Annotated in this window: 13 protein-coding genes; 7 read left to right on the forward strand and 6 right to left on the reverse strand. The window is 58.3% G+C overall.

Going from position 1 to position 22,664, the window contains the following annotated elements; translation table 11 throughout:
- Positions 1–732: 732 nt before the first annotated feature.
- Positions 733–1,326: a class I SAM-dependent methyltransferase gene (locus tag V1290_RS29645; protein WP_334367650.1), complete on the forward strand. Its 594-nt coding sequence runs from the start codon at positions 733–735 to the stop codon at positions 1,324–1,326.
- A gap of 15 nt (positions 1,327–1,341) precedes the next feature.
- Here the strand turns inward: V1290_RS29645 and V1290_RS29650 are convergent, their stop codons facing one another.
- The 3 genes from V1290_RS29650 to V1290_RS29660 are packed head-to-tail and all read right to left on the reverse strand — an operon-like array spanning position 1,342 to position 4,366.
- Complete coding sequence (locus V1290_RS29650) at positions 1,342–2,469, reverse strand: GNAT family N-acetyltransferase (RefSeq protein ID WP_334367651.1); 1,128 nt, start codon at positions 2,467–2,469, stop codon at positions 1,342–1,344.
- Positions 2,466–3,299, reverse strand: a complete 834-nt coding sequence (locus tag V1290_RS29655) for a polysaccharide deacetylase family protein (RefSeq protein ID WP_334367652.1) — start codon at positions 3,297–3,299, stop codon at positions 2,466–2,468. Before V1290_RS29655 ends, V1290_RS29650 begins: the two co-directional genes overlap by 4 nt.
- Before the next feature lie 17 nt (positions 3,300–3,316).
- A complete protein-coding gene (locus tag V1290_RS29660) occupies positions 3,317–4,366 on the reverse strand; it encodes a glycosyltransferase family 2 protein (RefSeq protein WP_334367653.1) in 1,050 nt (349 codons plus the stop codon).
- 197 nt (positions 4,367–4,563) lie between these two features.
- Between V1290_RS29660 and V1290_RS29665 the strand changes: the two genes are divergently transcribed.
- A complete protein-coding gene (locus V1290_RS29665) occupies positions 4,564–5,808 on the forward strand; it encodes a right-handed parallel beta-helix repeat-containing protein (protein WP_334367654.1) in 1,245 nt (414 codons plus the stop codon).
- A gap of 485 nt (positions 5,809–6,293) precedes the next feature.
- On the opposite strand, the gene V1290_RS29670 is transcribed toward V1290_RS29665, so the two are convergent.
- Positions 6,294–6,467: a hypothetical protein gene (locus V1290_RS29670; RefSeq protein WP_334367655.1), complete on the reverse strand. Its 174-nt coding sequence runs from the start codon at positions 6,465–6,467 to the stop codon at positions 6,294–6,296.
- A 317-nt stretch (positions 6,468–6,784) separates the two neighbouring features.
- On the opposite strand from V1290_RS29670, the gene V1290_RS29675 reads away from it, so the two are divergent.
- The 3 genes from V1290_RS29675 (at position 6,785) to V1290_RS29685 (ending at position 13,561) form a co-directional block, all read left to right on the forward strand.
- Complete coding sequence (locus V1290_RS29675; RefSeq protein ID WP_334367656.1) at positions 6,785–10,231, forward strand: Ig-like domain-containing protein; 3,447 nt, start codon at positions 6,785–6,787, stop codon at positions 10,229–10,231.
- 316 nt (positions 10,232–10,547) lie between these two features.
- Positions 10,548–12,263: a type I secretion system permease/ATPase gene (locus tag V1290_RS29680; protein ID WP_334369213.1), complete on the forward strand. Its 1,716-nt coding sequence runs from the start codon at positions 10,548–10,550 to the stop codon at positions 12,261–12,263.
- Positions 12,248–13,561 (forward strand): HlyD family type I secretion periplasmic adaptor subunit, encoded by a 1,314-nt coding sequence (locus V1290_RS29685; protein ID WP_334367657.1) that lies wholly within the window; start codon positions 12,248–12,250, stop codon positions 13,559–13,561. Before V1290_RS29680 ends, V1290_RS29685 begins: the two co-directional genes overlap by 16 nt.
- Here the strand turns inward: V1290_RS29685 and V1290_RS29690 are convergent.
- Complete coding sequence (locus V1290_RS29690) at positions 13,515–14,693, reverse strand: metallophosphoesterase family protein (protein ID WP_334367658.1); 1,179 nt, start codon at positions 14,691–14,693, stop codon at positions 13,515–13,517. The two genes, V1290_RS29685 and V1290_RS29690, sit on opposite strands and share 47 nt — an antisense overlap.
- Before the next feature lie 107 nt (positions 14,694–14,800).
- Between V1290_RS29690 and V1290_RS29695 the strand changes: the two genes are divergently transcribed.
- Positions 14,801–15,064, forward strand: a complete 264-nt coding sequence (locus V1290_RS29695) for a hypothetical protein (RefSeq protein ID WP_334367659.1) — start codon at positions 14,801–14,803, stop codon at positions 15,062–15,064.
- A gap of 287 nt (positions 15,065–15,351) precedes the next feature.
- A complete protein-coding gene (locus V1290_RS29700; RefSeq protein WP_334367660.1) occupies positions 15,352–15,939 on the forward strand; it encodes an acyltransferase in 588 nt (195 codons plus the stop codon).
- 134 nt (positions 15,940–16,073) lie between these two features.
- Here the strand turns inward: V1290_RS29700 and V1290_RS29705 are convergent, their stop codons facing one another.
- On the reverse strand, positions 16,074–22,367 hold the full coding sequence (locus V1290_RS29705) for a DUF4082 domain-containing protein (RefSeq protein ID WP_442895023.1): 6,294 nt from the start codon (positions 22,365–22,367) through the stop codon (positions 16,074–16,076).
- Positions 22,368–22,664 lie beyond the last annotated feature (297 nt).

A 22,664-nucleotide genomic window follows, 5' to 3' on the forward strand; every position in this document is an offset into this window, starting at 1 on the left:
GAAGGTGAGGGCTGGCAAGCTCGAGCAGCCTCATCCCAAGGGTCCTGAGCTGGGGTGAGCGGCGGTTTTAGAGTTGTGAAAGTCTGATCCCGTTGACTCGGAACCACTGCCATGATCATCATTCTCGCTTCGGCTGGTAACCAAACTTCGGGCGCTTCTTGACCATTCGCGGTTATCGAAAACGCGCGAGAGCTTAGCGTGGCGCGTCCTTAGCGGGAGGTGAGCTGCTCATCGTCTGCAGCGCGCCGATTACGGACGAAGTGCTGAGGTTCCGGCGTCGCTTCATGCCCCCTCACATGGGGTGCAGGCGCTCGCCGGCTGACTGTTTCGTGACCGCAAGATACTCTCAGGCGGACTATCTCCTTGGCCGCAAAGGCCAGCCCGCCGACCCTACGTCGGGTTCGAGATCGGGCGATCGCGGATGCCGATGACTCCGATCGATGTCGACGCCGGGCGATTCGCTTCACCAGCTTGCTCGCCCATAGCAAGCGTGCTCGGCCTTTGGTGGGAGTCGTCATCTGCCGATACAGGGTTCGGATCGTGACGTCTGGCTCATCCGTGACGTAGTGGCGCCGACCAACCGGACGGGGAGCATGACGGGCGAAGCTGCAGCGGCCGCACCAGCTGACTATCTGCTTTGTCAAGGCTCGCAAGAGATTCTCAAAGCCGTTGTCCGTGAGTTCCTAGCTTGGTAAGATTACCTACAGGTGCCCGTCATGAATTGATCAAACAATGCGACCGATTCCGTTTTCATTGAGGCGCTTGTGGACGCGAGCGATTTTGCGCAGCGTGCATTACGGCGACCGCTATCAGCAGCTCGATATGCTGTACCGGATAGCGGATCCCTGGGATCTCGATAACCCACGAGAACGTATCCGTTTTGAGCAAACAAATCGACTGATCCAGCGCGAATTTGGCAAGGTTGCCAGCCTCCTTGAAGTTGGTTGTGGCGAAGGTCATCAATCACAGTATTTGGCCAAGGTTTGCGATCGGCTTCACGGTTGTGATGTGAGTCCCCGCGCTGTTGAAAGGGCTCGCAAACGTTGCGAAACGAGTACTTTCTCGGTAGGAACCCTCAGCGATCTTGTCGCCAGTGGCGCGCATCAATACGACCTTTTGGTTGCCTGCGAAGTTCTATATTATATGAAAGATATTCCTGCCGCGATCCAGATTATGTCGCGTCTAAGTAAGTCTTTTCTCATAACCTATTATCAAATGCATCAGGAGCAGCTCGACAAAATAGTGATCCCTCTAAAGCCGGTCGGCCGTGAGATTATTGGCGACGGCGACAATGTTTGGACAGCTGTTTGGTGGCACAATAATTAGCCCCGCCATAACTGATTAACCGAGGTGAATTTGATCCCAGTCGTGATCGGCCTTGGAAAAAAACCAATCGTTCCTTAGATTAATTATCTTGTTACGCAGCAACTCGTCGGAAGTGACTACGGTCGGGGCCAGCGTTCGGGAATTGAAGAAGCCGTTTTTGCGCAAGAGCGATTCGAGTTCCGGCAGGGAGGTTGCGCATTCGACTGAAGAAACTTCGTGTCCGAAGTACTCAACCGCGTGGACTATCATGTCGCTGAAAACCGCAAGATCGAGGCGATCTGCAAACAAGTCTACGATTATGCCGTGCCGCAGCTCTTCAGAAATTGCACGGCGCAGCACGGAATATCCAACGACCGCCCCATCGCGACGGGCGAGAAAGACGTGGTATTGCAGCTGTGGGCAATTCACGAAGCGCCAGTTCAGAAACCGGCTGTTCCGCGGGCAGATTGCCGGATAGCTGGCCGCCGTCCTCTGCCACAAGTTATCGATCTCAGGTCCGAAACTCTTGACCTCCACCATGGAGACGATCGGCAGTGTGCGTCTAACGCCGCGGTCACGAAAGCTTAGCCACCGGTTTGCCAACAGTGCGAACAGGCGGTGGAAGGCGAAGTCTTCGCAAGCCCACCTGACAGCCTTCCTCAGGCGTCTACGATGAGCGGTGCGCTGAACTAGGTAGCGCTGCACATCATCCGCGCGAAGTCGGGTCCAGCGCGAAAACTGGCGTGTTGGACCCAACGTGATCGCTCCGCCGCGCTCGGCCATGTGGCGGGTCGCCGGCGCCATAGTCAAAGTGAGGAGTAATGGCGAATCGTTCACGACAGCCTGGTGCAGCAAATGACCGAGCCCGCGACCACGATAGGCGGGCAGGATCATGACATCCACGATCCACCCTGCGGAATAAATCTTCCCGGCCACCTGCGCGTCCGTCGCCTGAACGGCGATCTGGCCCACGATTTCGTCGCCATTGAGCGCGATCCAAACTGGTACAAGGTCGTTTCCGTCGGAACGGAATGGGTTTTCAACGAACTGCCAGCACCAGCGATCCGGTCCCTTGAACGGGGCCAATTCCTGATAGGCAATGCGAATGAAACGTTCAATGGCGGCCCGGTCCTCGATCCGCGCGCGTCGAATGCAAATGCTCATTCTCGGACTGGCCCGATGACGTCGATCGTGCGACCACTTAGGCGCCGCTTGAGGGCCGCGGCCAAAGGTAACCAGGCATACGCACCAGACATCTTAAGAAAGAATTCAAGGTCCCCGTCATCTGGATCAACCGAAACTCGTCCACGTACAAACGAGCCGGCGCCAGGCTCAACCGGTTCTGGCACAATGGTAAACACGTGCTTGAAGCCTTCTTGCCGGCAAATCTCAACAATATTCGCATCATGATCGCCGTACGGAAAGGCGAACAGTGTCACTGAACCGCCCGTGAGCTCGGAGAGCGCGGCGCGCGACCCTTCAATTTCATCTCGAGCTTGGCCGGGCGCAATACGTGTCAAGCGCGGGTGGCTGACGCTGTGAGCTCCGATCGCAACAAGCGGGCCCCGCAACTGCTTCAAACATGCACCGTCAATGACGACCTCGGTACGGTCTACGTTACCCTCCATGGCCCAGTCTGGATTGCGCCCAAGGACACCGGACGGTACGAAGATGGTGCACGGGAAATCGTGCAATGCGAGCTCAGGGAGCGCGTTATCAATCACGCTAGTGAACGCATCGTCGAACGTTATGGCCACGGAGTAGCGTGCAGGATCCGTCTTGTCGCACCAATCGGCTGGCACTACCTGCGCATATTGCGCCAGTATCGCCATTTGACGAGCAAAGTTGGGACGCTTGTTCAACGGCACGCTGTGATAATAGAGAATTATCATTGTATTTGGCGTCCTGCGGCCGAAGGCTTGTCCTAAGCCGCGCACGACCCGCACGGCAGCGAAGTACGCGCCACTAACGAGAATTTTAACATACCTCTTCATGTTCACGCGGCACCTGGTCAGCGTTTGTGGGCCTTGAGTATCCGGTCCGGTCTGCCGACCTCACCCGAAATGCCTGCCAGTAAGCCTCGAAAGCCGGCCATCATATTTTTAAACGCGCCTACAGCACCGAATGAGCAGGCATGGACGATCTGCATGAGGACAGTCCAAGGCAGCCATGCTGGATACCGATCTCTGACAAAAAGGATACGGTTCCGGAATTCGAGATAGACAGCAAGAACTGACAATTTCGCGCGGCTCCCGGACGTTCCGATCGTCGTGCCGCCCTTGTGAGGCACCACCGAACTGTGCGCGTAACCTATCTCGCCCAGATGTTTCGCACGACAGCCCCATTCCAGATCTTCGAAATACAGGAAATAGCGTTCGTCCATCAGGCCTATCTGCTCGATAAGATTGCGTGTTACGTAACAGGATGCTCCAGATGGCGCAATCAAGCGAGCCTCAACATCATCTGGATTAGGCGCAGGCGTGATCGGAGCGTGATAATCGATCGCCAAAGTCTTTGCCGCGAGCTTCCGCCAGGCCAGGCCACGAGAATGCACGCAGTCCGGATTCGTCGTTAACGTGGTACAACTCCCAACCATCCCCTTGCCACAGCGCGCGGAGTAGGCGACAAGTTCGGCGAGGGCTGAAGGTGTAGGTTCGGTATCAGGGTTGAGGATCCAAGTGCCTTGCCAGCCGGGAATCTGTAACAGTGGCCGCAGCCAAGCATTGATGGCCCCGGCATAGCCGAGATTGTCAACCATCTCCGCCACGTACACGCGGCTGCCGAGCGAGCCGTCGGTATTAACCAAACGGAAAAGGTGGCGTCGCAGCATCAGGGGCGAATCGATCGGAAGCTCGGGTTCCGAGATGGCCTGGCAGGGCCCACCGTTTGCGACAAGGAGCTTGACTAGCGAGTCCATGGCCACAGGGCCACCGTTTTCAGCAATGAAGACCTCGAATGTCGGCTCACGCCGTGCCCTGGCAAGGGCCCGTAGGCAATCGGCAACGTCACCTGCGTTACGGAAGCCGACCACCACGACCACGACTTGAGTTTGAAAACTCATGTTTCTAAGATACCGAATGCAATCGCCAATCTCAAGGAGGGGCGGCCCCGTCAGGGACGATAATGTGGTTGCCGAGGCATATTCTCCGCATGATAAATGCAGCCCCTCCCGGTATTTGGCGCCAAGGTGACACGCAACGGCGCGAAGTAGGCTTGATCGAGCGTCCGCCCAAGTTGCGTGCCATGGAAGGAGTGACCATGAATCGACGTCAGCTCTTAGAGAGCCTGACGAGTGCTGTCGTTGCTACACTCGCTCCGGCCATCTCGATGGCCCAGCAAAACGACCGTGCCGGTGTCGGCACGTTTTCCAGTACGATCGATCCTGGCTTACAGCGTCGAGTCGAGGTGACTGGCGCGATAGCACCCAAGGTTCGCGTGGTGGCGACAACGGCACAGTTGTCCGCCGCATTGAAGGCCGCGGTCGACGACGAGACAATCGTGCTCCAGTCCGGCGACTACGGCCACTACACCATCTCCGGACGCAACTTCGGCAGCTATGTAACGCTCCGTTCGGAGCAGCCCAAGGGCGCGGTGTTCCAGTCATTGTCGGTGCTGAACTCCAGTCGGCTGCGCATTGACGGGGTTCGCGTCAGCAGCCCCAGTAATGGGTCACAGGGTTCGAAGGTAACCAACATTGAGAACAGTCAGCACATAGACTTTCTCAATTGCGAGACGCATGGTCTCATGGACGACGATTATAGCGGACACTACGGTCTGTTTGTCCTGAATTGCCAAGATATTGTAATTCGTAAGAATTACGTTCACGATGTTCACAACGGCATCGCCCTTTTCAGCACGACTCGACTTACGGTAGCAGAAAACCAGGTTGACTATATCGGCACCGATGGGTTCAAGTTCGCTGGCCTCACGGACTTTCTGATCGAGAACAATGTGTCGGGTGGCCGGTATTTCCCTGCACCCGATGACCATTGTGATTTTATCCAGGGTCAGGGGTCTTCGACGAATGGCGTCCTGCGCGGGAATGTGCACTTGCCGATCACGGCGGGAGCGGCCACATGTCAGGGGGTCTTCGTGGCGGACGGGTTGTACGACAACATCGTTATCGAGCAGAACATCGTTTGTACCGGGATGGCCAACGGCATCGTGATCGATGGCGGACCGACGACCAAAAACATCGTTCGCAACAACACGCTGATAAATGCCCCCCGCTTGGTACATGACGGAACCTTTATCAGAATTGTCGGAGCCGGCACGGATTCGAAGAACATAGTGTGTGGTACTACTGGCTCGATCACAGCAAACGGCATCACTGCGCAACACACCAAACCCGGCGGAGCGGCCTATTACGACAGACTGTTCACCAATGCTCGTAGAGGCCTCGGAATCACACTGCAGGACCTGCGACCTATCGCGGGCAGCGCCGCTGATTTCGGTTCCGGTATGGGCGCCGAGCAGCGCTTGTATCAACTGCTCAATCCATAGCGGCTCCGGACTACGGGCTTTCTCACGGGCTGCCCGCCAAGGCGAGTGGGCAATGTTGCATTTTTAGCACAGTGCAAGATAAAATAGTCCAGCCGAAAGAGAGCAATGCAATTCAGGCACCTTCACGCCGATTCCTGCCGCATTGCCGGGTAAACTTAGGGTTAGGGCGTTGGGGGACAAACTAAGTCAGCAAAACTTCCGGCAGCGGTCGTTTCCGCCGCTCGCCTGCCATCCTACCATAAGGGCGCAATTTTGCGGCGGGTATAGGGAGGGTTCGTCTTGTCGAGGGTTTCCCCGGGACGACCGCCGCGGTGTCTTCCATGTTTAACGGGCCTTCGCCAGACGTTTCAACTTCAGGCATGCCGCCAGAGCTGTTGCGGTCGCGCTTGGTGCAATGGCGAGGGCCGCGTGCTGTACGAGTTGCTGAACGCAGAGGCCAGAAGGCCGCGCGCAACGTTGGTCCGTTGCTGACATCGCGCGGTTGCTCACAAAATATCCGGGTGGCATAGCGCCGCAAGTACCGGGATCACTTGAAGGTGGAGTTGTGTGCCTTCGATAAGCCTGATGAGGACAAGCCGGCGCGCGAGGCGGTGCACGAATCCCCCGACGAACTTGACCGCGAAACTGAAGCTGAAGACGAAGCCGACGAACTGCTGCATTAAATACCACGTTTAAAATAAACGATAACGAACATTTAAAAACGACCGAAAAAGAATGCTAGCGATATACATCAATAATTCGAACTTTGAGGATAATGAAGAAATCACCTTGGGTGCGCCGTCATGTCGTCCCAAAAAAGCCTCCGACGATCGAGTACGTCTTTTGAAGACGGCGACCTAGTCCGGTCGCAAGCAACGTGGGCGACGACGGTGACGGTAATGTTGATTGGGATAGCGTTATGTTGATTGGGATAGCGTTCGCTCATCGAAATCACTGCGCGCGTGGATGAGGCGCGAAAGGGACACAAGGGACAACGATGGCCACCTACGACAGCATCCCTCTCAGCTGGAACGACCCGTTGTTAAGCGGGGTTACGAGTTCGAGTTCGGTCACGCTCCGAGATGGCGGGACGCTTTCATATAAAAGTATTGTCGACAACAGCGGCAATCCGTCCGTAACAACCGTAGGCGCCGGCTCGTTCACCATCGACCACGTCCGTATTGATTCAAGGGAAGGTATACGCCTTGCGGGTGACGGGGATGTCACCATCAGTAATTCGTACATTGAAACGGCCGGAATAGCAGACGATCATGCCGATGGAATTCAAGCCTATGCCCCTGGCAGCACCGGGAATGTGACCATCACAAATACGACAATTGTGAACCCCGACAACACCGCTGTTGGAATGTTCATTGCAGATGATTACAGTGGGACATTTACTTTCGATAACGTGGTGTTTCAGAGTGGTCCGTTTGGCTTGCGTATTGCCGCGGATGCGAACGATATCACCGTCTCCCTCAAAGACGTGTATTTTGTGGGACCATTTATGTTTGACGACTTTCTCTTTGAGGAAGTCAATGCGGACATACACATCACTCGCTGGGAAAATGTACGCTCCGCGACCATCGTGAATGGTGAGCTCGTTCCGGGCGAACTTATCCCGCCCCCTTGGCCGGTGGAAGGCGGCGGCAGCTCGCCGACGTCGACGACGATCGACGACTTTTCGAACGACAGCGGCGCGGCCGGTGACGGCATCACCAACGACAGCACGCTGACCCTGACCGGCAGCGCGGCCGCGAACAGCACCGTGAAGGTGTTCGACGGTACGACCCAGATCGGGACCACCACGACCAACAGCAGTGGCGCGTGGAGCTACACGACCGCTGCGTTGTCGAACGGCAATCATAGCCTCAAGGCCACGGCCACCACCACGTCGGGCACCAGTTCGACGTCATCGGTGCTTGCCGTGAAAATTGACACGGTGGCGCCCACGGCCCCGACGATGGCGACGCCCACCAACAACGCCAACGGCGGCCTGAACCTGACCGGCACCGCGGAAGCGAACAGCGTCGTGAAGGTGTTCGACGGCACGGCCCAGATCGGGACCGCGACGGCCAACGGCAGTGGCGTGTGGAACTACACCACCGGTGCCCTTGCGGCCGGTTCGCACAGCCTCACCGCAAGGGCGACGGATGCGGCAGGCAACACCGGCGCGGCGTCTGCCGTGGTCACGGCCAGCACCGGCACCTCGGCACCCCCGGCCACGCCGGCGACCCCGACCATCGCGTCGTTCTCGAACGACACCGGAGCGGCCGGCGATGGCATCACCAGCGACAATACCCTCCAGCTCAAGGGCACCGCGGCCGCCAACAGCACCGTCAAGATTTACGATGGCTCGACCCAGATCGGCACGACGACCGCCAGTTCGACCGGGAGCTGGGACTACATCACCTCGGTCCTGACCAACGCCAAGCATGTGCTGACCGCGACCGCGACCACCTCGAGCGGCCAGACCAGTGCCGCATCCGGTGCGGTGACCGTGACGGTGGATACGCTGGCGCCGACTGCCCCGGCCCTGAGCAGCAACGCCATCGTCAATACCAATCAGGTCAAGCTGTCGGGGACCGCCGAGGCCAACAGCACGGTCACGGTCTACGACGGCACCACGGTCGTCGGAACGGGGACGACAAACTCGACCGGAGCCTGGAGCGTCACGACGAACGCCTTGTCGACCGGCACGCACGCGCTGACGGTCAAGGCTGCCGACGCGGCCGGCAATGTCAGCGCCGCCTCGCAGTCGGTCAGCAGCGTGATCGGTGCAACGGCGCCACCGTCGACCACGACAACCATCGAGTCAGACGGGTCGATCAAGCTAGTTCTGGTTGGCGATAACTACCGACTCGACGGCGCTAGCGGCTCGGGTCCCTCGCTAAAGTTTGGCGGTGCGGATTTTGTGGACGGGCAATTTGGCGCCTGGGCGCCGATCGGTGCTGAGAAGACGGCGACGGGCTATCAGGTGGCCTGGAAGGATGCCAGCACCGGTCTGTACACGGCCTGGAACACCGACAACAACGGCAACTACGTTTCCAATGTCAGCGGCTTGACCGGCCACGTGTCGGGTACGAACTATGCCCTTAAGTCGCTCGAGACGAGCCTCCATCAGGATCTCAATGGCGATGGGCAGATCGGGCTGGTAACGACAGCGGTCGAGACGCAAGGCTCAACTGCTCTTACCCATGCTGCCGATCATTATTTCCTTTATGACAGCGGTGGATCGGGCCCCTCGCTGAAGTATGGCGGTGCGGATTTTGTGGACGGGCAATTTGGCGCCTGGGCGCCGATCGGTGCGGAGAAGACGGCGACGGGCTATCAGGTGACCTGGAAGGAGGCCAGCACCGGTCTGTACACGGCCTGGAACACCGACAACAACGGCAACTACGTTTCCAATGTCAGCGGCTTGACCGGCCACGTGTCGGGTACGAACTATGCCCTTAAGTCGCTCGAGACGAGCCTCCATCAGGATCTCAACGGTGACGGGCAGATCGGGCTGGTAACGACAGCGGTCGAGACGCAAGGCTCAACTGATCTCACCCATGCTGGTGATCATTATTTCCTCTATGACAGCGGTGGATCGGGCCCCTCGCTGAAGTATGGCGGTGCGGATTTTGTGGACGGGCAATTTGGCGCCTGGGCGCCGATCGGCGCTGAGAAGACGGCGACGGGCTATCAGGTGGCCTGGAAGGATGCCGGCACCGGTCTGTACACGGCCTGGAACACCGACAATAACGGCAACTACGTTTCCAATGTCAGCGGCCTGACCGGCCACGTGTCGGGTACGAACTATGCCCTTAAGTCGCTCGAGACGAGCCTCCATCAGGATCTCAACGGTGACGGCCAGATCGGTGCTTCCGGTGCGGCAGGACCCCTTTCGGCCGTCGCCTTGACCACCATGTACAAGAACTGGAGCGACATCGTCACCATCAAAGGCGTCGCCGATGCCAACAGTCAGATCAAGCTGTACGATGGCAACACGTCAATTGGAAAAGTTACGGCGGCGGCCGATGGTACCTGGTCCTTCCAGACATCGTCGGCCGTGTCCGACACGTTACACACCTATACTGCCAAGCAGATCGATAGCGCTGGTCAGGTCGTTGGTACTTCAGGCAGCGCGATTCTTGGCTCGACAGGCAGCAATACGCTGAAGAGCACCTCAGGTAATGATATCCTGGTTGGCGGCGGCCAGTCCGACACTTTCGCGTTTGCCGCAAATTTCGGCCGTGACGTCATTAAGGATTTCACGGCCAGTGGAAGCGCGCAGGACACGATCCAGTTCAGCAAGACGGTGTTCGACAGCTTTGCGAGCGTTCTCTCGCACGCGAGCCAAGTTGGTCAGGATATCGTCATTTCTAGCGGAAGCGATACACTCACACTGAAGAATACCAAGCTGAGTTCGCTGAGTAGTCAGGACTTCCACTTCGCCTGAGCAAGGTTTGTAAAAGGGAGTTGGTATAAATCTGCCTTGGGGATATCACCTCAATAAGGGCATGGTTCAAGGGGCAAGTACCATGACTGATGTCGCACGGCGGGCGGAAATCCTCCCGTCTGAGAAGTTAGACGAGATAGACGTATCGAATTGGGCGGTATTTGTCGCCGCCTTGGGGATTCTGGCGAAACGTGCGCGCTCGCGCTTGCGCATTTCAGAGTTGATTGGATCGGCAGAGCGTTTGGTCGAAGCCATTCGACAGCGCCTATTCCCGCGATGGCGCTCGACGCGGGACTACGATGAACCGCGATCTGAGATGAAGGCCTTCTTGGGGTCTTGCCGGCGGATTTTTTGGGGCCTGGCAATGTTCAGTGGCCTGAGCAATCTTTTGATGCTCACGGGCTCATTCTTCATGCTCCAGGTCTATGACCGGGTGCTACCCGGACGGAGCATACCGACATTGGTAGCGCTCTTGCTCCTTGCCACAGTGCTCTACGTCTTTCAGGGTGGCCTGGATCTGGTCCGAAATCGAATAAGCGCGCGCATTGGTCGCTTCTTCGACGAAACGCTGGGGGCGCGAGTCTTCGATTCGATGGTTCGTCTTCCGCTGAAGACCCGGGGCGACGGTGACGGCATGCAGCCTCTTCGGGATCTTGATCAGGTCCGAAGCTTTCTTTCGGGAGGCGGACCAACTGCGCTGTTTGACCTGCCCTGGATGCCCGTTTATCTCGGCATCTGCTTCCTTTTTCATTTCTGGATCGGCGTGACCGCCCTGATCGGTGGGCTGTTGCTGGTCTCCATAACAGTATTGACTGAAACGCGAACGCGCGGCCCGGCAAAGGCATCTGCGCAGTTGGCAGTTTCACGTAGTGCGCTTGCTGCGGAGGGGCGACGAAACGCCGAAGTTCTGCAGGCCATGGGCATGAGGCGGCAGGCTGCGCAACGTTGGCAGGCCACGAATACCAAGTACCTTGCCGCACACGAGAGAACGAGCGATGTGGCGAGCGGGCTCGGTGGGCTGTCCAAGGTGTTTCGTTCATTTCTCCAGTCGCTAGTCCTTGCCGTTGGCGCGGTCCTTGTCATCAATCAGGAATCTACGGCCGGCATCATCATTGCTGGATCGATCCTGACGGCGAGGGCACTTGCCCCGGTAGAGACGGCGATCGCCAACTGGAAAGGTTTCGTCGCCGCGCGTCAGTCCGGACAACGGCTGGATCAGCTGCTTGAACTTCTGCCCAAGGAGAAGGAGCCGCTCGCGCTGCCGGCGCCGACCGAAACGTTCGTGGTGGAGCAGCTTTATGTCGCGGCGCCGGATTCAGACAAGCTGATCCTTAATGATGTTTCGTTCCATCTGCGAAAGGGCGAAGCCGTCGGAATCATCGGGCCGAGCGGTGCCGGCAAGTCGACGTTGGCCCGTGCGCTTGTTGGTGTCTGGCCACGGCTTCGTGGCAAGATCAAGCTCGACAACGCTGCGCTGGATCAATGGTCCTCGGAAGCATTGGGTAAACATATCGGCTATCTGCCGCAGGATATCGAACTGTTCGAGGGCAGCATCGCCGTTAATATTGCGCGATTCGATCTAAAAGCCACCCCGGACGCCGTCCTGGAAGCGGCGCGAATTGCAGGCGTGCATGATCTCATCCTTTCATTCCCGGAAGGCTATAGTACCCAGGTTGGTGAGGGCGGAATGTCCTTGTCCGCTGGCCAGCGACAGCGGATCGGGCTTGCGCGTGCCTTCTACGGCAACCCCTTCCTGGTTGTGCTTGATGAGCCGACCTCAAATCTCGATGCAGAGGGGGAGGCAGCGCTAACCGAGGCAATCGTCAACGTGCGTAACCGCGGGGGCATTGTCGTAGTGGTTGCCCATCGTCCAAAAGCGCTTGAAGCCGTCGATCACGTATTGGTGGTGGGCGATGGAAGAGTGCAGTCGTTTGGTCCGAAAGAGGAGGTTCTCAGGACCGTGCTACGGACACCCGTCCCGCTCAAGGTGGTGGCGGATAGCCAGGGAGGCGGCAGATGGACAGTGCGGTAACCCCGGCGCTGCACTCGATTCAGCGATACATGGTTGTCGGGATCATCATGACGACTTTCGTGACGTTTGGAATCGGCGGCTGGGCAGCAACTTCGCAGTTGTCAGGCGCGGTGATCGGACAAGGCGTCGTCGTCGTCGATTCGAGCGTGAAGAAAGTTCAGCACGGCACCGGCGGTATTGTCGGCGAACTGCGGGTGCGGGACGGAGACAAGGTTAGTGCGGGTGACATATTAATTCGTCTTGATGAAACTCAGACGCTGGCTAGCGCGACGATCGTCACCAAGAACCTCGACGAACTGCTCGCTCGCCAGGCTCGCCTTGAAGCAGAACGGGACAGCGTCGACGAGATCGCATTTCCGAAGGCGCTGCTGGAAAGGATGAAAGACAGCCGTTCCGAAGCCGGGCGCGCCATCGCTGCCGAACGGGCGTTATTTGACCTTCGCGGCCAGGCCCGGAACGGGCAGAAGTCGCAGCTCAAGGAGCGACGAGCGCAGCTACAGGACGAAATCAAGGGCTATACAGGACAAGCCGAGGCCAAGCAGAAGGAAGTCAATTTCATCCTTGGAGAACTGGAAGGAGTTCGCGGCCTCTGGCAGAAGAATCTCGTGCCGATCGCTCGGCTCAACGCGCTGGAGCGCGACAGCGCTCGTCTGGAGGGCGAGCGTAGTCAACTGGCCGGGATGATCGCGCAGGCAAAGGGTAAAATTGCCGAGGTCGAACTTCAGATCATTCAAATCGATCAGGATTTGCGAACCGAGGTGGGCAAGGATTTGATAGAAACCCGCTCAAAGCTGTCCGAACTTGCTGAACGCAAGATCGCTGCCGTGGACCAGCTCAATCGCATCGACATTCGAGCACCCCAGTCCGGCCGAGTTCATCAGCTTGCGGTCCATACTGTCGGAGGCGTGATCGCCCCGGGCGAGCAGATCATGCTCATCGTGCCGGATGCCGACGCCCTCGCAGTTGAGGTCAAGATTGCTCCCCGAGAAATTGATCAGGTCTATGTTGGTCAATCGGCAACGCTTCGGTTTGCGGCCTTCAATCAGAAGACAACCCCCGAGATAGATGGGGAAGTCGCCGTGGTCTCAGCAGACCTCACACAGGAACAGCGGACCGGCGCGAGCTATTACACGGCTCGGGTTCTGCTCAAGCCCGAGGAACTGGCAAAGCTCGGATCGGCCAAGGTGGTGCCAGGCATGCCGGTCGAGGTCTTTATCAAGACGCCGTCGAGAACCGCGCTGTCCTATCTGCTCAAGCCCTTGCAGGATCAGGCGCAGCACGCGTTGAAGGAACGCTGAACGTTCCGTCCAACTGAATCTCGTCACTAACCAACCGGGTAACGGCAGTGTTCTCGATGACGACGCAGGTGAGCCGTCCTGTTGCGTAGGCTCCCGTGTCGATATTGATCCGGTTCAGCCGCAGATCGGGCTCGTTCACCGGTGTATGGCCGTGCACTACGAAGCGTTCGAACGGCTGTTCCCAGTTGAGAAAATCGTCACGGATCCAGAGCAGATCATCCTCGGTCTGCTCGTGGATTGGAACGCCGGGGCGAACGCCGGCATGGACGAAGAGAAAGCCGCCACAGCTAAACGTCAATTCGAGCGCTTGCAGAAAATCGAGATGCTCTCTCGGAAGAGTTTCCGCGAACTCGGTCGCCAGCATGGTCTGTTCGTTTCGATCAGGATTGATGCTCGGTTTAAGACCGTAAGACAGCAGGGTTTCGAGACCGCCGTACTGTCGCCATTCGTCCAAGCTTCGTGGATCGGTAAGGAAACGCGGCAAGAATGTTTCATGGTTTCCGCGAAGGAAGATTGCTTGGTGGGACTGCTGCCATCGTAGCAGCAGATCGAGCACACTTCGCGAGTCGGGTCCCCTGTCGATATAGTCACCGACGAAGACGGTAATTGGGCGGGGGACCGGACGTTGTTCGCAATCGGCATCGATTGCGGCCAACAGCCTCTGCAGAAGATCGGAGCGGCCGTGCACGTCGCCCACTGCATATATTCGAATACCTTCGGGGAGTGCCGCATGCGTTTGGCTGCCCTGGCCAAGCGTGCCGGTCGAGAGGTTAGCCTTCGACATGGATTGCGCGCGTCGCGAACCCCAAGCTCGATCCGCCGACGCCGCTCTAAGGTGGCGAATGTACGAGCGCCACAACTCCCACCTCCGAATACGTGTCGGTTCGGAGCTGCGGGGCAGAGGCGGTTTTGACCTCTCGTCGAGCGGAGCGGTCAGCACGTCCTTCTGTCGTGCCGTTTGCTCGCATTCGAGCTGTTCGATATCCAAATCAGCCGTCACGTGATCGCTTTGATCATTTGCAAAGTAGCGTCCACTAAGCACATCCATTCGCCTGTGATGAAACGTCATCGCTGCGATTGAAACGAGTAGAACCACTTCCATGCCAATAATGACAAGGAGTCCTTCGAGCATAAAATAAACTAACTCTTATTTTAAAGATCAATATAATATTTTTAAATTTAGCTTGCTGGGGAATTGGATGCAATATAATATCTTATATTAAATTTGAGGTATTTAACGTGGTTCGCTGGTTGTTCGACCAGGTCACTTGGGATGGGCAAGCTCTTCTGGTGCCTGCAACAACAGATCCCGGCCAAGTAGTATGCACGGTGCCGCGCAACACGATCCATATGCTGCGCTTGTATTCCGACGCGATCGGTCGCGAAATACATCTGGAGCGGCAGAGGATCGCCGAGAAGCTCGCGCCGTTTTTGGCTGCGAAGTTGTCGCAGGCCCCTAACGTCGAAGCGGTGGAGTTATTTCCTTGGGAAGTCCGGGATTGACGAGAAAGCGTTCCTGAGTGGAAGACTGCTCGCGTTAGGAAAACCTGGGCCGATTGGGATATGCAGGAAGCGGGATTGCTTTCATAGGACGCCGGGCGCGACACCGGCAACTTCGCAATTCCCATGAGATGTCAGAACGGGCAGTTAGGTCGAGACCCCATTCATCTTCGACCTACCTTGAATTCGCGATGATAGTTGGGCAGATTGACGCATATGCAAACCCGGTTCCGTTGTCCGACCTGCAGCCGAATCCCGAGCCAGTAACACGCGGAGAGCGCGGAAGCCCAATGGACTCAAGGTTTGATCATCGAATAACCGAAGACCAGGCTGACGAATGGTTGGCGCTCTGCCGGCGCTTTTTTCAACTTCTTGCAGCTCGCAAGAAGCGACAGTTCAATCGAAGAGTGTCGATCGCGGACCTACTTTCCGAACGCCATGACAACGCTGCGGCTTGTGGGTTCGGAGAGGGCACGACAATGTATGATAATGTGCTCGTTCTGAGTGAGGTCACCGTTGGACGAAATACTTGGATCGGCCCGGGCTGCATTCTGGATGGATCGGGTGGGAGTCTTGAGATCGGCGATTGGTGCTCCATTTCCGCCGGTGTTCAGATCTACACACACAACACCGTGAATCGCTCTACCTCGCTTGGAGCGGAGCCGGTCGACTACGCGCCGACAAGGATCGGTCACGGGGTCTACATCGGTCCAAATGCCATCATTCAGATGGGGGTCACGGTAGGTGACAGAGCGGTGATCGGCGCAAACTCGCTGGTCAATCGGGATATCCCACCAGGAGCTAAGGCGTTCGGGTCTCCTGCACGACTTTACGACATTGAAGCGTCTCGGCCGAAATCCGCACGGCCCGACGAGTAAACTAAATCCTCAACGTTTGGCAGCAATCCGTCGATCTGACGTGCCGTCCCGCATCGAGGCGTCCATCGGAGCCGGGCGAACGAGGGCTTAGTCCAAGTCGCCGAAGCTCCGGTGAAGGAAGCAAAATCTCCTTGTCAGGCCACAAGTTGCGGACGGAACAGAACGTCGACGCCATAACTCGTGGAGTTGTAGCTATTCGTTGGGAAAAGGGCACCTGATCCATAAGCGTACACGCCGTTTCCTCCACTCGTGGCGGAGGATGGTGCAGTCAGCGGTCCGTTGGTAACCGCCGAGTTAAACAGGCCGGGATCGGCGGCGTAGTTTCCTGACGTGTGATAGGACGCAACATACGTTGTCCCGGCCGTGATCGTCACCGGTGTGGCGAAGTCCACCTGCTGCCAGCCGCTCGCCGTCTCGTTGGTAAAGGTGGCGGTTGCAAGCAGGGTACCGGTGCTGGTCCAGAGATGCGCGACATGGGTGCCGGTGTTCGACGCGCCCTTGTAGAAGCGCAGCCCTGTGACATCTCCGGTACTGGACGCCTGGAATTTGAGCCCGAGCTCGACTGAGTTCGGGTCATTGACTGATACCAAGCTCGGTGTCGGATTGGAGCTGAACAGGCTTACGATGCTCGCAGATGCCGCGTTGACGGTCAAAGAAGCCGTTGCGTTGGCCGTCCCGCCGCGGCCGTCCGAGATGGCATATGTAAACGACGCCGGTCCCGTATAGCCGGAGTTGGGCGTGAACACTACCGTGTTGTTTTGGGCGTTGAAGCTTGCGGTGCCGTTGACACCGCTACCTGCGCCCGTGATCGTCAAGGTATCGCCGTCCGGATCAGTGTCGTTGGCAAGCAAGCTCGACGCTGCCACGGAAAGTGGGGTGTTCTGAGTAACATTGAAGCCGGAATCATTCGACGCAACGGGTGCCTGGTTAGTTCCGCTGCTTGCGGGGCTGAAGATCACGTCGACCCAGTAGTTGGCTGCACCATAGGTGCTCGTGGGGAACAGATTGCCGGTCCCGTAGACGTAGACGCCGTTGTTGCTGGCAGGCGCCGTGAGCGGTCCATTCACGCGCGCGGTAGTGAAGTAGTTGCCAGTAGCTGCGTAATGGCCGTTGCTGTGATAGCTGGCCACGTAAGTAGTCCCGGCGTCGATTGCTACCGGGTTACTGAACGTCACGGTCTGCCAGCCGCTCGCCGTTTCATTTGTGAATGTTGCGGTTGCGAGCAGAGTGCCCGTGCTGCTCCACAACGAGCCGGTATGGGTACCGGTATCGTTGGCTCCCTTATAGTATTTGATCCCCGTGATGGTGCCTGCCGAGGATGAGGTGAACCGCACGCCGAGATTAACCTGCGCCGTATCGGGGTCCGATAGTATCGCCGGCGTGTCCGAACTTGAGAACAGGCTCACGGTGAGCGGCGTCACCACGATGTTGAAGGTCTCATTGGTGGTGAGGCCGCCAGCGTCGGTAACTGAAACCCGCACACCGACCGTGCCGGTCGAGGTAGGTGTTCCGCTGAACGTCCGTGTCACTCCGTCAAACGTCAGCCATGCGGGGAGTGCTGACCCGTCGAGGGCAGTCGCGGCGTAGGTCAACGTGTCGCCGCTATCGACATCGGCGAACGTGCCGGCAGGTAACGTCAGGGAGAAGGTCGAGCCGACGGTCGTGTTCTGATCACCGGTCTGGACCGCAAGCACCGGCGCATCATTTGCGCCATGAATAGTAACCGTAAGTGTCGTCGACGAAGTGGCACCGGCGGCATCGCGCATGGTGTAGTTGAAGACCTCCGTCAGCGTGTTGGTCGATAGCCGCAACGCCTGCACGGCTGAGGCGGTCTCATTGACGGTGTAGGTGTACACGCCCGAAGCATTGAGCACGAGACTGCCATACGCACCGGCGAGTGCCGTGCCGAGCGTACCCGCAGTCGCGCCGAAGCTCACGGCTGACACAGTCTTGGTGTCGCCCGCATTCTCATCGGTGTCGTTGGTCAGCACATTGCCGGTGGCGACCGAGCCGCCGGTGGCGTTGTTGGTACCGCCTCTTTCGGTGGCGTCGCCGGTATCGGCTACCGCCGTCGGTGGCGTATTCGGCGTCGACATCACAACAATATTGAAGGTCTCACTGGTGGTGAGGCCGCCAGCATCGGTAACTGAAACCCGCACACCGACCGTGCCAGTCGAGGTGGGTGTTCCACTGAACGACCGTGTCGCTCCGTTAAACGTCAGCCATGCGGGGAGCGCTGCCCCGTCGAGGGCAGTCGCGGCGTAGGTCAACGTGTCGCCGCTATCGACGTCGGTGAACGTGCCGGCGGGGAGCGTCAGGGAGAAGGCCGAGCCGACGCTCGCGGATTGATCGCTGGTCTGGACCGCAAGCACCGGGGCGTCGTTTGCGCCATGAATGGTAACCGTAAGCGTCGCCGATGACGTGGCGCCGGCGGCATCGCGCATGGTGTAGTTGAAGACCTCGGTCAGCGTGTTGGTCGATAGCCGCAACGCCTGCACGGCGGAGGCGGTCTCATTGACGGTGTAGGTGTACGCGCCCGAAGCATTGAGCACGAGACTGCCATACGCACCGGCGAGTGCCGTGCCGAGCGTGCCCGCGGTCGCGCCGAAGCTCACGGCTGACACGGTCTTGGTGTCGCCGGCATCCGGATCAGTGTCGTTAGCCAGCACACTGCCCGTGGCGGCGGAGCCGCCGGTACCATTGTTGGGGCCGCCTTTTTCGGTGGCGTCGCCGCTATCGGCCACCGCCGTCGGCGCGATGTTGCTGGCGCCGCTCGGCGAAAACACGACATCGACCCAATAATTTGCGGCGCCATAGGTATTGGTCGGGAAGATGCCGGTCGTGCTGGTGCCGCCATATGAATACACCCCGTTGCCGCCGGCGATCGTCGTGGTGGAGGGGGCAGTCAAGGGGCCGTTCGTGACGGCCGTTGTGAAGTAATTGTTGGTCGCCACATAGGCGCCGGTCGTGTGGTAGGAGGCAACGTAGGTGGTATTGGCGGCGATGGAAACCGCGGACGACAGATTCACCGTCTGCCAGCCGGAGGCTGCCGTGTTGGTAAAGGTCGCGCTGGCAAGAAGGGTGCCTGTCGAGGTCCAGAGATCAACGACGTCGGCGCCAGTGTCGCTGGCGCTGCGATAGAACTTCAGCGCCGTAATCTGACCGGCCACGGAGGAGGTGAACTTCACCCCGACCTCGAGCTGTTGCCCGTCATTAAGGCTGGTCTGTGCCGGTATATTTGACGCGCTGAACAGGCTTACCGGAGCCGCTCCGGGTGGTGCTACCGTGAAGCTAACCTGCGCCGTAGCGGTCCCGCCGCGTCCGTCCGAAATCGTGTAGCTGAAGCTAGCCGGACCGGTATAGCCGGAATCGGGCGTGAATGTGATGGTATTGTTCTGCGGATTGGGCTGGGTATTAAGCACGACGGTGCCGTGCGTTGGTGCGCTCACCCCGATGACACTCAATGCATCGCCATCGGGATCGCTGTCGTTGTTGATCAGGGACGATGCTGCGATTGTCGCAGCCAAATTCTGTGCGATAGTTGGCCCGACGTCGTTCGCGGCCACCGGTACGCCATTGACGGTGGACGGATTGAACATCACGTCAACCCAGTAATTCTCTCCCGAATACGTATTTGTCGGGAACGCTCGGTTGCTGCTGTAGACATACACGCCGTTGCCATTGGCGAAAGCGGTCAGTGGACCGCTTGTCACATTGCTCGTGAAATAGTCAGGGCTGACGGAGTAATGGCCCACATTCGTGTGATAGGAAGCGACATAAGTGGTGTTCGGCGTCAGTGTGACCGGATTGGAGAAGGTCACGCTCTGCCAGCCGGATGCGGTTTCGTTTGTGAAGGTAGCGGTCGCCAGCAAGGTACCTGTACTGGACCAAAGTTCGCCTGTGTGGGTGCCCGTATCCTGGCTACCCTTGTAGAAGCGGATCCCGCTTACAGTACCGGCCACGGAACTTTGAAACTTCACGCCTAGCTCGACCGCGCTTGCATCCGTGACGTTGACGATAGCAGGAGTTGCCGAGCCCGAGAAAAGCGTAATGTAAGATGGAGCAGAGACGACTACGGTGCGACCTGCTGAAGGCGTTTCCAGATTGATGGAATCGTCGACCGCGCGGCTCTTGATCGTGTAGGTCCCGGCAACCTGCGGCGACCATGTATAGGTCCAATTCTCGTCGCCGATTGCATTATACCAGGTTACTCCACCGTCAGTCGAAACCTCGACGGCGCCGATCACGCCACCACCAAGGTCCGATGCCGTACCGGAAATTGTGACCACGCTTTGCGCGCTAAAGCTTGCTATCGGATTGATGGTGGAGGTTGGAGCGGTGGTATCGGTTGAGGCGGTCGTGGGGACCAGCCCCGACTGAAGCGTTCCCGGCTGGATGCCCATGTCGGCCAGAAGGTTGACCATGGCCTGTTGGACGCGCGGGTCGCTGGGAGTTGGTTGCAGGTCGTGATTGTCGCTCAGGCCCCACGACCAGTAGACCGTTCCGGCGCCGAAGACCAATGCGCCGCTCGGCGCGCGATAGAGGGTTAGATTATGTGTCGAGACGCCAGCTCCGACTGTGTTGCCGTAGTCGAGTAGATAGGTACTGACTGGGAGCGTTGTCGAGGAGAGCCGGACCAGGCCGGCCGGATCGAACCCGTTGTCGGGCGCTTCATCCCACTCATAGCCGAGATAGTTCTTCGTCAGCGTCGCCGTCTGCCCCTGCTGAAGATTGGCGACGCTGGTATTGCGCCAAAAGCGCAGATTGGCGTCGTCGTAGGGAATGGTGATTGCCTTCAGGGCGTCGGGTTGGGTGACGCCGACATCATCGACCTGGAACAACTGTCCGATCAAGGCATTTTCCGGAATACCTCCGCCGGTCGCCGGCGGGCTGAAGCGCGGATCACGAAACGTTCCGGTCCACTGGTTTGTCGGATCAATCGACGAATTTGCCCAGGTCTCTTTATAGGAGATCAATGTGCGGTAGGCTGTGCCGTCGCTACTTATGCTGTTGCCCCAGCGCGTGCGCCAATACATCTCGTTGCCGCTCCAGAACGACAAATTCACGCCGGCATCGCGTGCCGCCTGGACGTTGTCGCGTTGCTGCCCCGACCAGTATTCGTCGTGGCCAACGTCGAGATACATTTTGTGGTTAAGGAGCAAGCTGCCGTAACGGTCAGTATCGACGCCTGCCATGTAGGAGACATCGTAACCGTTCTGCTCCAGCCAGTAGATCGCCGAGTACTCGGCCCCGAACAAATAATCTTGTGGACCGGCGGCCTGACCAATTCCGCCACGGGTGGCAATCGGACGGTTGTAACTCACCGCGTACGCGCGTCCTGCGCCTTGACCCGTTGCTGGACCGTTGCCGCCATAGAAATTTGCTCCGCCCCAGCCATTATAGGCCTGCCACGTCGTGTCCGACGTTTGGAAAATGATGTCGCTGGTGCTGCTGTCATCCCTCACGATGAATGGGATATGATTTTCGCCGAAGGTTCCATCCTGGCGCACGAGCTTCGCAATGTAGACGCCGGACACTGCATCCGCCGGAATGTCCCAGGATGCGGAAACAGACCAATTGCCGGCATCGACTAGGCCCGTGGTCGCGTCGCGCAGCGGCGCAGGCTGATTTTGTACGCCCGTGTGCTGGATCGTGGTGACCAATCGAGCGCCCATGCCGCCGTAGTATCCGAGGCGATAGATCTCGATCCGGTAGTTCGATGAGTTCGTGTTGATCTTGAAGTCAACTCTGTTGCCATTATCGACGCTGATGTCGGTAGCAAAGCCTTCGATATTCGAACTGCCAGCGCCGTCGATATCCCACACGCTTTGTGGAGTTCCTTGCTTCTGATTCTCGAGAACGATCGCGTTTGTGGACGCTGCCGCGGCGGCCGCGACAACGTTGGGCGATGCCGTTGTGGTCGCACTCGAAGCTGTTGCAGTCGTAACCGAACCCGACAGAACTCCGCCTTGGCCGCTCCCAGGCCCTGGATCGGCCTGGCCTCCTACCAACGCCCAATCTTTGATTGGAGCAACATTCTGTAAAGACATCTCCGCGCTGACTGAGGCTCCCATGATCCCGGCTTGGCCGGTTAACAGGAAATCTGCTCCGCCTGACACTCGGCTGTCATTCACTTGGCCGCTCAAACGCACATGCGCCGCGTGCGCCGCTATCTGGTCGAGCACCTGTGTTGGAGCAAGGAAGTAGCCGCAACCACAAATGGCGGCAGCCGCCGGAGGGGGCGCAGATGAGCCAATGATAGTTGGGGCCAACGGCGCGGAAGGGACCCTGCCTAGGAGCACAACGGGATCTGACATTGCTGGCTCGGCTGCCGCAGGGGCTGGCACTCGAACTTCCGCTGTCAACCCTGCGAAGCGAGCCTCGGCGATTTCAGTGAATGTCGACGCGACGGCACCTAAGCCGATCATGCCCGGACCTTCCCACCATTTCCGCGCGGCGAGAAGCGACTCGCTATCAGTGTCCAAATCGGGTGCGCGGGCATTTCCTCGCAGGACAGTGCGTGGCCAAGTCCGCAGTCCGAGAGCAATACGGCCCAAACCGGAATCTTCGTAGAAGGACCTCATGATATCCTCGCGCGAGAAAGGGGAATACGTATGAGAGGCTGCAGCCGTGATGACTGGGCGGATACAGGAGCGACAGCTTCAATGGACGGCCCACTCGTGGATCGCTGGACCGCGATGCTGCGCTGGGTAGTGACCACAAGC

It is taken from the genome of Bradyrhizobium sp. AZCC 1578, from assembly GCF_036924675.1.
Taxonomy (GTDB): Bacteria; Pseudomonadota; Alphaproteobacteria; order Rhizobiales; family Xanthobacteraceae; genus Bradyrhizobium.